This window comes from Micromonospora sp. NPDC051296, from assembly GCF_040682255.1.
GTDB classification, from domain to species: domain Bacteria; phylum Actinomycetota; class Actinomycetes; order Mycobacteriales; family Micromonosporaceae; genus Micromonospora; species Micromonospora craterilacus.
This window is the reverse complement of the sequence record NZ_JBFBAO010000163.1, coordinates 1-10,354: the sequence shown is the minus strand read 5'-3', so window position 1 is coordinate 10,354 and position 10,354 is coordinate 1. Positions and strand designations below refer to the sequence as shown.

Here is a 10,354-nt window from a genome sequence, read left to right as displayed (position 1 = left end):
TCGAGGCGCCCTGCATCATCGTGTTGTCCACGTCGAAGAAGGCCGCGGCGCTCGGGTCGGGCGCTGCCGGGGGAGCCGGATCGGTCTGCGCCCAACCTGCGGTGTGCCCGCGCACATCGGTGCTGACGGTCACCTTGCGGCTGCGCGCCACCCGTTCCCCCTCACGTCGCCCGCCTTGTCGGACCGCCGCCTGAACGCCGCCTCGGCTCGACCGAGGACTTCGACACAGGCCCTTAGCGAGGGTAGCCGGCACCGGCGGCACCAGCCGCCGGTGCCGGTGTGGCGTGCGTTGCCGACCTGATCAGGGGCAGGTGCCGGGGGTGGGGCCGAGGAAGTCGCTGGTGGTGGTGGCCGGTCGGCCGCAGGCGATGGCGGCGCGCAGCGCGTCGGCGCGCTCGGCGACCGACGTCAGCAGGGCCAGCGACTGGGCGGTGCGCTCCTGGTCCGCCCGGGACCCGCGATCCGTCAGCGGGTCGAGCGCCCGGCGCTGCCGGGTGACGAAGGTGTCGACCGTGTCCAGCGCCGCTGGATCCGAACGCTGCGCCGCGGCTCCGGTCAGCAGGCGTACGCCCTGCCGGGTGTCGGCGTCCATGTCGTCCAGTACCGCGCTGTACCCGGCCCGGCTGCCCCGCAACGCGGACGCCTCCGCCAAACGGGTACGGGCGAAGTCGAGGAAGAGCTGGCCCCGGCTGATGTCGGAGCCGGTGAGCGCGAGCTGGGCCCGCTCGGTGCCGCGCTTCATGCCGTAGAGCGCGTCCCCCGGTACGGCGTTCTCGCTCGCGGCCGAGATGCCGGAGACGGCGATGGCGCCGGCCGCGATGCCGACCAGGATCGCGCCCCGGGCGCGGGCCCGGCGGGCGGTGACGGCCGGCAACAGCGAACCCCGGCCGGCGCTGGTCTTCTCAGCTGGCTGCGGGGCAGCGGGCGCGCCGATGCCCTCCCGAGCGGCGGTCGCCAGCAGCATCGCCCGCAGGCCGGTCCGGAACTCCTGATCCACTTCGGCCGCCGGCGGGTTGCTGCCGAGCTGCCGGCTGAGCGCGACGAGCGGCGCGAGTTGGTCATCGACCTGGGATCGGAGATGATGGCGTCGGCCACCGTTCGCTTCGTCGACAAGCTGCGCGAAGCGCTCGGCGCGCCGACGGGAGAAGAGGGCGTTGTCCACCGCGGCACCTCCTCTCGCTGGTCGCGGCCGGTCGGCCGCGGTCACCGCCAGCGACCGATGACCACGTGACAGCACGACGGAGGTCGCCGTTGGCGCCGCCGCCCGTAATCCGTAGGGCCGGGGGTTCCCGGACTGTCACCGGTCGCACCCGGAGAAACGCGCCGTACCGGGGCCGGGTTACGGGCCGGACGGTGGCGAAATTACGCAAAGTGATTGCCGTCACGCCGTGAGATGGGCGCTGAGCTGCCCGGACGCGGTTGGTGGGGATTGCGCCGCGATGCCCGGTTTACGGCTGGAAGCCGTCCGGGAGCAGCCGCGCCAGAGCCCGTACCGCCCGGTACTGCAGGGCCTTGATCGCGCCCTCGTTCTTCCCCATCGCCCGGGCCGTCTCCGCCACCGAGAAGCCTTGGAGGAAGCGGAGCACGATGCACTCCTGCTGCTCGGGATTGAGTCGCTTGACGGCCGTCAGCAGGGTGACGTTGGTGATGTGTTCCACCACTGCCGATTCCGGGCTGCCCTCCGGGCCGCGGTCCTCGCGGTCGGCATCGAGCACGTCGCCGGTGGTCACCTCCAGTCGGTACCGGCCCGACTTGAAGTGGTCGGCGACGAGGTTGCGCGCGATGGTGACCAACCAGGCTCCGAGGTCGCGGCCCTGCCAGGTGAAGCTGCCGATCCGCTTGAGGGCCCGCAGGAACGTGTCGGAGGTGAGGTCCTCGGCGAGTTGCCGGTTGCCGACCCGGAAGTAGACGAAGCGGAAGACGGTGTCGACGTAGCGGTCGTAGATCAGCCCGAACGCCTCTGCCTCACCGGCCTGGGCGCGTTCGACCAGGCCCCAGACCTCGGTGGCCGGATCTGACGGGTCGGGCCGGCTCGGGAACCCGGTGGACGTGCCGGCCGAGGCGGTCACCGCGGGAAGCACCGCGGTCTCGGACGCCGACAGTTCGGTGACCGGCGCGTCGCCGCTCCGCCGCGCCTGGGCCGGCATCGTCGGCCGGTTCGGGGAGGCGACCCGGCCGCCGGCCGGCATCGCGTTGCCGCCCGGCACCGGTGTTCGGTGTGGTGGCTCGTTCTGGTGTGGTCGGCTGCCCACCCGCCGCGCGGCGCCCTCGCCCCGGACGGTGAGGTTGCCCGTCGCGTCCTGCGGGCCGTGCGCGCCGCCGCGTTCGTTGACCGGGGTCCGGGCCGCAGGACCGGACAGGCGCACCGGGCGGTGCGCGAAGCCGAAGGTGGTCATCGCGCCGCCTCCGTTCCGCCGTCCGCCACCGGGTCGGCGGTGGCCGGCCGACCGGTCGGGTCGCCGCCGGGCAGGGCGGCTCCGGGGTGTGCCGCCGGGCGGCAGATCCCCTTGAGGTGCTGGTCCAATGCACTGACGGGCACGGGGGCCTCCTCGGGCCGAGGGGTGTCGACTCACGGCAAATGGGGTGAGCCGACCCGAGTGATGATAGGGCCAACGTCACCCGCGCGTGGCAAGTCCGTTACACAGGGCCGAAGTATTTACCGGCGGGTCGCACACCTGGCGGACCGGTTGTCCGTCGGGTGTGGTTGACAACCAGCTTTTCGGCTGGTCCGTAGTGGAATCGCAGTTCAGGCTGATGGTGGATGGGCGTCGCCCGACGCGCGACCGGGCGCTGGCGCGGCCTGCCCGGCGCTCCGGCCCGGCTGCGGCCGCGACCTTCCGCTGCGTCCGTCCCGCACCCTCGGTGACCCTGGTGGAGTTCCGTGCATGGGACTGTGCCGTGCCCCCCGCGCCCCGGTCGCGGTTGTCGTCGTAGGACGCGCGGCATCCGACGTGATCGGATGCCACCGGACGCCCGCCTGGTGGCCGCGAGGCATGGCCGGCCGGGTCGTGCTGTGCCAGACTCAGCCACCGTGCAGGACGCAGCCGACGGCAACGGGCCGACCCTCGCCGACCGCCTCCGCCGGGCGGCGGTGACCCATGCTGGCAAGCCCGCGCTGCACTGGCAAGGCCGGGCGATCACCTGGTCCGAACTGGACGAGACGGTGACCCAGGTCGCCCGGGCGCTGGCCCGCGAGGCGCCACCCGCCGACGCGACGGGCCGACCGGCGCGGGTCGCGATGGCACTACCCAACTCGCCGGAGTTCGTGGTCAGCCTGCTCGGCGCGCTGCGGGCCGGGTTGACCGCGGTGCCGGTGAACCCCGGCCTCACCGGCCGGGAACTGCGACACGTCCTGGTCGACTCGGGCGCGTCCGTGCTGATCTGCACCGAGCGGATCCGCGATCTGGTGGCCGCGGCCGACCTGCCCACGCTCAGCGCGGTGCACACCGCCCCTCCGACGACCGACGAGGGCGACGAGACCTTTCCCGCTCGGGGCGCCGACGACCTGGCGGTGCTGATCTACACCTCCGGCACCGAGGGCTGGCCCAAGGGCGCCATGCTCTCGCACGGCGCCCTGGCGGCCAACCACGAGCAGGTCGGTGGCATCGATCCGCCGGTGGTCGGCCCGGAGGACACCGTCCTGCTGGCGCTGCCGCTGTTCCATGCGTACGGACTGAACGCGGGGCTCGGAGCGGTACTCCACCATGGCGCGACCGGAGTGCTCGTCGACGATCCGGGCCCCGACGCGGCGCTCGGCGAGATCGCCCGGCACCGGGTCAGCGTGCTGGTCGGCGTACCGTCGATGGTGCAGACCTGGGCCCGGGCGGACGCCGACACCCTCGCCGCGGCGATGGCCGCCGTGCGGGTGGTGGTCTGCGGCGCGGCACCTTTGGAGCCGGCGGACGCGGCGCGCTTCGCCGGGGCCACCGGGCGACCGGTGCACATCGGGTACGGCCTTACCGAGACCGCGCCGGTGCTCACCTCGACCCTGGTCGGCGGGGTGCCCAAGGCCGGCTCGATCGGCCGCCCGTTGCCCGGGGTCGAGCTGCGGCTGGTCGGGGCGGACGGGGCCGACCTGTGGCGCGACGGCCTCGCCGTGCCCGACGACGACCCGGACGAGCTGGACCTGTCCGACCCCGCCGCCGGCACCGACCCGGGCCAGATCGTGGTGCGCGGGGCGAACCTGTTCTCCGGGTACTGGCCGGACGGCGCAGGCGGGGCGGACGAGACCGGCTGGTGGGCCACCGGGGACATCGCGTACGCGGACGCCGACGGGGACCTCTTCCTGGTGGACCGGCTCGGCGAGCTGATCCTGGTCAACGGCTTCAACGTGTATCCGCACGAGGTGGAGCTGGTGCTCTCGGCGCATCCGGGGGTGGCGGAGTCGGCGGTAGTCGGGTTGCCGCACCCGAGGACCGGGGAGACTGTCCGGGCGTACGTGGTGGCGGTGTCGGGGCAGCGGACGACCGGTGCGGAGCTGATCGCCCACTGCGCCCGTAACCTGGCCAGGTTCAAGTGCCCGACCGACGTCGAGTTCGTCGATGTGCTGCCCCGCTCGGCGATCGGGAAGGTACGCAAGACCCTGCTCCGGCCGCGGCCGGACGCACCGGACGGGGTGCGGCCGGTGGCACCGCACCCGGCGGCACCGCCCGAGACCGACCAGCCGGCACCGGCCGGCACGACGGAGGAGACCGATGCGTGAGCCCCGCCTGACCCTGATCACCCGTCCCGGCTGCCACCTGTGCGAGGACGCCAAGGCGGCACTCGACCGGGTGGTCGCGGTCACCGGCGACCGGTGGATCGAGTGGGACGTCAGCGGCGACGTCGAGCTGGAACGCGAGTACGGCGACCGGCTGCCGGTGGTGCTGCTGGACGGTAAGGAACACGGCTACTGGCGGGTCGAGGAGGAGCGGCTGCTGCGCGACCTGACCACCCCGCAGCTGTAGCGTTCCCGGATAGGGTGCGGCGATGACCCCTGCTCGCCCCCACCTGGTGTGGGACTGGAACGGCACCCTGCTCAACGATCTCGACCTGGTGGTGGCCTGCACCAACGCGGTATTCGCCAGCCAGGGTGGGCCGACCGTCACGGCCCAGGAGCACCGGGTGCGGTTCCGTCGGCCGATCGCCGACTACTACGCGGAGGTGCTCGGCCGGGCGGTCAACGACGAGGCGTTCGGCCGGCTGGACAAGATCTTCCACGACGCGTACCGCCTCGGTATGACCACCTGTGAGCTGGCTCTCGACGCCGTGGACGCGATGGCGGCCTGGCCGGGCAGCCAGTCGTTGCTGTCCATGTGGTTCCACGACGAGCTGGTGCCCGCGGTCCGGACGTACGGGCTGACCGGGCGTTTCACCCGGGTGGACGGGCTGCGGGCCGAGGTCGGCGGCGACCACAAGGCCGAGTCGCTGGCGCGGCATCTTGACGAGATCGGCGTGGCCGGGCGGTCGGCGGTGCTGATCGGCGACTCGATCGACGACGCCGACGCGGCGCTCTCCGTCGGTGGTCGCGCCGTCCTGTACGCCGGCGGCTTCACCGACCGGGCCCGCCTGGACGCCTCCGGCCACCCGGTGGCCGACACCCTCGTCGAGGCGGTGACCCTCGCCACCACCCTCCCCTAGCCCACCCCGCGCCACCTCTTGTCGATCATGAAGTTGTTGCGCTCCGAATCGGCGTGTCGGGCAATAACTTCATGATCAACCATTTGCAATGGGCATGAGGCCGCGTGTGATTAGTCAGAGAAGTCGGGATTGAGTAATAATCGCGTGGGTGGTCGTGGCGAGGGTCGCCGGTCGATCTTGTCGGATGGAGGGGCTGGTGGGGGCGCGGGGCGTGCCGACAAGATCGCGATTTGTGCACGTGTTCACAAGCGCCTACTCTGTAATTCCGACGCGCCCTGCTAGCACAGCCGGCAATTTCGGTCGCCAGCGGGAGTCCCGAAACGGCCGACCGGTGGAGTTGGTCGAGGATCGCACCGCACGGAGTCTCATGAGTCAGCACCGTCACCCAGGCACGCCCGGCCGCGCCGGTGCCGTACCGGCGCTCCCGGACCTGCCCGAGGCGACGGTGGCCCGGCTCCCCGAGTACCTCCGTGCCCTGCACAATCTCGCCGAAACCGGCAACGAGACGATTTCCAGCGAGGGGCTGGCCAATGCCGCCGGGGTGAACTCGGCCAAGCTCCGCAAGGATCTGTCCCACCTCGGCTCGTACGGCACCCGGGGCGTCGGCTACGACGTGGCGCTGCTGATCGAGCAGATCGAGTACGTGCTCGGCCTCACCCAGCGCCGGGCGGTCGCCCTGGTGGGCGTGGGTAACCTCGGTCACGCGCTGGCCGGCTACGACGGCTTCGCCGGCCGGGGCTTCCGGATCGCCGCCCTGCTCGACGCCGACCCCGCGCGGGTCGGCGAGGAGATCAACGGCCTGGTCGTGCAGCACGTCGACGAGCTGCCCCGGGTGGCGGCCGAGGAGTCGATCGCGATCGGCGTCATCGCCACCCCCGCGGCGGCGGCCCAGCGGGTCGCCGACCAGTTGGTGGCCGTCGGCGTGACCAGCATCCTGAACTTCGCGCCGTGCGTACTCTCGGTTCCCGACGGGGTCGACGTGCGCAAGGTCGACCTCGCCATCGAGCTGCAGATCCTGTCGTTCCACGAGCACCGCAAGGCATCCCTGACCGCGCTCCCCGCCGCCAGTGGGTCCGCCCTCACCGCCCTGCCGGGCGGTCTCGCGGTCACCGAGAGCCAGGAGGCGATCGGCACGTGAAACTCCTCGTCGTCGGCGCGTCCTACCGCACCGCACCGGTCGCCACCCTGGAACGGCTCGCGGTGTCCCCGACCGGCCTCAGCCGCACCCTGGACCGTCTGGTCGCGCAACCGTACGTGAGCGAGGCCGTGCTGGTCTCCACCTGCAACCGGGTGGAGGTCTACGCGGCGGTCTCCGGCTTCCACGGCGGTCTCGGTGACATCTGCGCCGTCCTCGCCGAGCAGGCGGGCTGTCAGCCGACCGCGCTGGCCAACCACCTCTACGTGCACTTCGACTCCGCCGCCGTGGGCCACGTCTTCCGGGTCGCCGCCGGCCTGGACTCGATGGTGATCGGCGAGGCACAGATCCTCGGCCAACTCCGGGACGCCTACCACTGGGCCAGCGGGGCGGACACCGCCGGCCGGCTGCTGCACGAGTTGATGCAACAGGCGTTGCGGGTCGGCAAGCGGGCCCACTCCGAGACCGGCATCGACCGGGCCGGCCAGAGCGTGGTCACCGCCGCGCTGGGGCTCGCCGCCGGCCACCTCGACAACGATCTGGCTGGCCGCCCGGCCCTGGTCGTCGGGGCCGGGGCGATGGGCTCGCTGGGCGTGGCGACGCTGTCCCGGCTCGGCGCCGGGCCGCTGACCGTGGCCAACCGGAGCGCCGACCGGGCCGTCCGGCTGGCCGAGTCGTACGGTGCCGGCGCGCGGCCGATGGCCGAACTGGCCGACACTCTCTCCACAGTGGACATCGTAGTGGCCGCGACCGCGTCCACGGAGCCGGTCCTCACCCATGACGTCGTCGCCGCCGCGGTGGCCGATCGCGACCCCGGCCGAGGGCCGCTGGTCCTGCTCGACCTGGCCGTACCGCGCGACGTCGGGCCCGGCGTGGCCGAGCTGCCCGGCGTCGAGGTGATCGACATCGACCGGATGGCGGCGCTGCTCGCCGACGGGCCGGCCGCCGCGGACGCCGCCGCCGTCGAGCGGATCGTGGCCGGCGAGGTCGAGTCCTTCCTCACCTGGCTGCGCGGCGCCGACGTGGCGCCGACCGTCGCCGCCCTGCGCGGCCGGGCCGACGACGTGGTCACCGCTGAGCTCCGGCGGCTCGCACAGCGCCGTCCCGACCTCACCGACGAGCAGCGGGCCGAGGTGGCCCGCACCGTGCACCGGGTGGTCCAGCGGCTGCTGCACCAGCCGACCGTACGGGTCCGCCAGCTCGCCGCGGAACCCGGCGGCGACCAGTACGCGGCCCTGCTGCGCGAGCTGTTCGACCTCCAGGTCCCGCAGACCTCCCCGGTGGACACCGTCCCCGACATCACCCCACCCGCCGGAGGTGAGCGATGAGCGAGCGCCAGCGAGCGAATCAGCAACACAGCGTTTCGGTGCCTCATGCTGGCACGCAGCGAAGCGGAGTGCCGGCATGAGCGCCCCGCTGCGCCTCGGTACCCGGGGCAGCAAGCTGGCGATGGCCCAGTCCGGGCAGGTCGCCGACGCCCTGACCGCCCGTACCGGGCGCCCGGTCGAACTGGTCGAGGTGGTCACCGCCGGTGACCAGTCGACCGCCCCGGTGCACCGGCTCGGTGTCGGCGTGTTCGTCTCCGCGCTGCGCGACGCGCTGGTCGCCGGGACCATCGACTTCGCCGTCCACTCGTACAAGGACCTGCCCACCGCGACCGCCGCGGGGCTGCACATCGCGGCGGTGCCACCGCGGCAGGACCCGCGCGACGCGCTCGTCGCGCGGGACGGCCGGACGCTGGCCGAACTCGCTCCCGGAGCGAACGTCGGCACCGGCGCGCTGCGCCGGATCGCCCAGCTGCACGCGCTGGGCCTCCAGTTGACGGTCACCTCGATCCGGGGCAACGTCGACACCCGGCTGGGCCGGGTGCTCGGCCCGGAGGCCGACCTGGACGCGGTCGTTCTGGCCCGGGCGGGGCTGGCCCGCCTCGACCGGACCGACGTGATCACCGAGACGCTCGACCCGATGCTGATGCTGCCGGCGCCCGCCCAGGGTGCGCTGGCCGTGGAGTGCCGGGTCGACGACCCGGATCTGGTCGAGCTGCTCGGCATGCTCGACCACGCACCGTCCCGCGCCGCGGTCATCGCGGAGCGGGCGATGCTGGCCACCCTGGAGGCCGGATGCTCCGCACCGGTCGCCGCCTACGCCGAACTCGCCGAAGGCGACGTCGGCGAGGAGATCTACCTGCGCGGGGCGGTGATCAGCCCGGACGGCACCCGTGATATCCGGCTGTCCCGCACCGGAACGCCCGCCGACGCGGCGGAGATCGGTAAGGCACTCGCCGCCGAACTCCTCGACCTCGGCGCCGACTCGATCCTCGGCCCGCAAGGACACGACGGCCCGGGGACCCAGCAATTTGGGAGCACAGAATGACCCGCACCCGTAAGCCCGTAGGCCGCATCGCGTTCGTCGGGGCCGGCCCCGGCGACCCGGGCCTGCTGACCCGCCGGGCGCACGACGCCCTGGTCGACGCCGACCAGGTGGTGTACGACCGGGGAGTCCCCGAGTCGCTGCTCGACGCCGTCCGGGCCGAGGCCAGGGAGGATGCCCAGTTCACCCCGGCGGAAGGCGCGCCGGGCGATGTGGCGAAGGTGTTGATCTCAGCCGCCCGTTCCGGGCAGAACGCGGTGCACCTGGTGGCCGGCGACCCGTTCGGCCACGACTCCGTGGTCAAGGAGGTGCAGGCGGTGGCACGTACCGCCGCGCACTTCGAGGTGGTGCCCGGGGTCGGCCAGGCCGAGGGGGTGGCCACCTACGCGGGCGTGCCGCTGCCGGGCGTACGCACCGCCGCCGACGTCGAGGACGTCAGCACCCTGGACTTCGACGCGCTGGCCGCGGCCGTGCAGCGCGGCTCGCTGGCGCTCGCGGTGGACGCCGGTGACCTCGCCGCGATCCGGGACGGGCTGCTGGCCGCCGGGGTGGACGGCGCCACCGGCGTCGGCGTGACCGGGGACGGCACCGGGGAGACGCAGTACACCACCACGTCGAGCGTGGACTCCTTCGTCGCGGCGGCGCTCGGCTTCACCGGCCGGGTCGTGCTGACCGTCGGCGACGGCGTGGGCCAGCGGGACAAGCTCAGCTGGTGGGAGAACCGCCCGCTGTACGGCTGGAAGGTCCTGGTCCCCCGGACCAAGGAGCAGGCCGGTGCGATGAGTGCCCGGCTGCGCGCGTACGGGGCGATCCCGTGCGAGGTGCCGACCATCGCGGTGGAGCCGCCGCGTACCCCGGCCCAGATGGAGCGCGCGGTCAAGGGCCTGGTCGACGGCCGGTACGCCTGGGTGATCTTCACTTCGGTCAACGCGGTACGGGCGGTCTGGGAGAAGTTCGCCGAGCACGGCCTGGACGCCCGGCACTTCGGCGGCGTCAAGATCGCCTGTATCGGTGAGGCCACCGCCGACGCGGTCCGTGCCTTCGGCATCCAGCCGGAGCTGATCCCCGCCGGGGACCAGTCGTCCGAGGGCCTGCTGGCCGAGTTCTCGCCGCACGACGAGGTGCTCGACCCGGTCGGCCGGGTGCTGCTGCCGCGCGCTGACATCGCCACCGAGACGCTCGCCGCCGGGCTCACCGAGCGCGGCTGGGAGGTCGACGACGTGACCGCGT

Annotated in this window: 10 protein-coding genes and 1 pseudogene; 7 read left to right on the top strand and 4 right to left on the bottom strand. The window is 73.2% G+C overall.

Features of this window, described 5'->3' with window-relative positions; all coding sequences use genetic code 11:
- The 4 genes and pseudogenes from AB0M52_RS18365 to AB0M52_RS18350 all read right to left on the bottom strand — a co-directional run.
- A pseudogene (locus tag AB0M52_RS18365) lies at nucleotides 1-151 on the bottom strand (HAD-IB family hydrolase); the annotation flags it as partial.
- Between the two features lie 150 nt (nucleotides 152-301).
- Nucleotides 302-1,162, bottom strand: a complete 861-nt coding sequence (locus tag AB0M52_RS18360; RefSeq protein ID WP_363954770.1) for a DUF5667 domain-containing protein — start codon at nucleotides 1,160-1,162, stop codon at nucleotides 302-304.
- A gap of 286 nt (nucleotides 1,163-1,448) precedes the next feature.
- Nucleotides 1,449-2,396 (bottom strand): ECF subfamily RNA polymerase sigma factor, BldN family, encoded by a 948-nt coding sequence (locus AB0M52_RS18355; RefSeq protein WP_363954767.1) that lies wholly within the window; start codon nucleotides 2,394-2,396, stop codon nucleotides 1,449-1,451.
- Nucleotides 2,393-2,539, bottom strand: coding sequence for a hypothetical protein (locus AB0M52_RS18350; RefSeq protein ID WP_363954764.1), 147 nt, complete (start codon nucleotides 2,537-2,539; stop codon nucleotides 2,393-2,395). The genes AB0M52_RS18355 and AB0M52_RS18350 overlap by 4 nt, the downstream gene beginning before the upstream one ends.
- A 492-nt stretch (nucleotides 2,540-3,031) precedes the next feature.
- Between AB0M52_RS18350 and AB0M52_RS18345 the strand changes: the two genes are divergently transcribed.
- The 7 genes from AB0M52_RS18345 to AB0M52_RS18315 form a co-directional block, all read left to right on the top strand.
- On the top strand, nucleotides 3,032-4,702 hold the full coding sequence (locus tag AB0M52_RS18345) for an AMP-binding protein (RefSeq protein WP_363954761.1): 1,671 nt from the start codon (nucleotides 3,032-3,034) through the stop codon (nucleotides 4,700-4,702).
- Complete coding sequence (locus AB0M52_RS18340) at nucleotides 4,695-4,946, top strand: glutaredoxin family protein (protein WP_363954758.1); 252 nt, start codon at nucleotides 4,695-4,697, stop codon at nucleotides 4,944-4,946. Before AB0M52_RS18345 ends, AB0M52_RS18340 begins: the two co-directional genes overlap by 8 nt.
- Before the next feature lie 22 nt (nucleotides 4,947-4,968).
- Entirely contained in the window at nucleotides 4,969-5,619 is a 651-nt protein-coding gene (locus AB0M52_RS18335; protein ID WP_363954755.1) for an HAD hydrolase-like protein, read from the top strand.
- Between the two features lie 367 nt (nucleotides 5,620-5,986).
- Nucleotides 5,987-6,757 (top strand): redox-sensing transcriptional repressor Rex, encoded by a 771-nt coding sequence (locus tag AB0M52_RS18330; protein ID WP_363954752.1) that lies wholly within the window; start codon nucleotides 5,987-5,989, stop codon nucleotides 6,755-6,757.
- Entirely contained in the window at nucleotides 6,754-8,082 is a 1,329-nt protein-coding gene (locus AB0M52_RS18325) for a glutamyl-tRNA reductase (protein ID WP_363954746.1), read from the top strand. The genes AB0M52_RS18330 and AB0M52_RS18325 overlap by 4 nt, the downstream gene beginning before the upstream one ends.
- Before the next feature lie 76 nt (nucleotides 8,083-8,158).
- Entirely contained in the window at nucleotides 8,159-9,127 is a 969-nt protein-coding gene (gene hemC / locus AB0M52_RS18320; protein WP_363954743.1) for a hydroxymethylbilane synthase, read from the top strand.
- Nucleotides 9,124-10,354 (top strand): uroporphyrinogen-III synthase (locus tag AB0M52_RS18315; protein ID WP_363954741.1); only part of this gene is annotated, 1,231 nt, incomplete at its 3' end. The genes hemC and AB0M52_RS18315, both read left to right, overlap by 4 nt.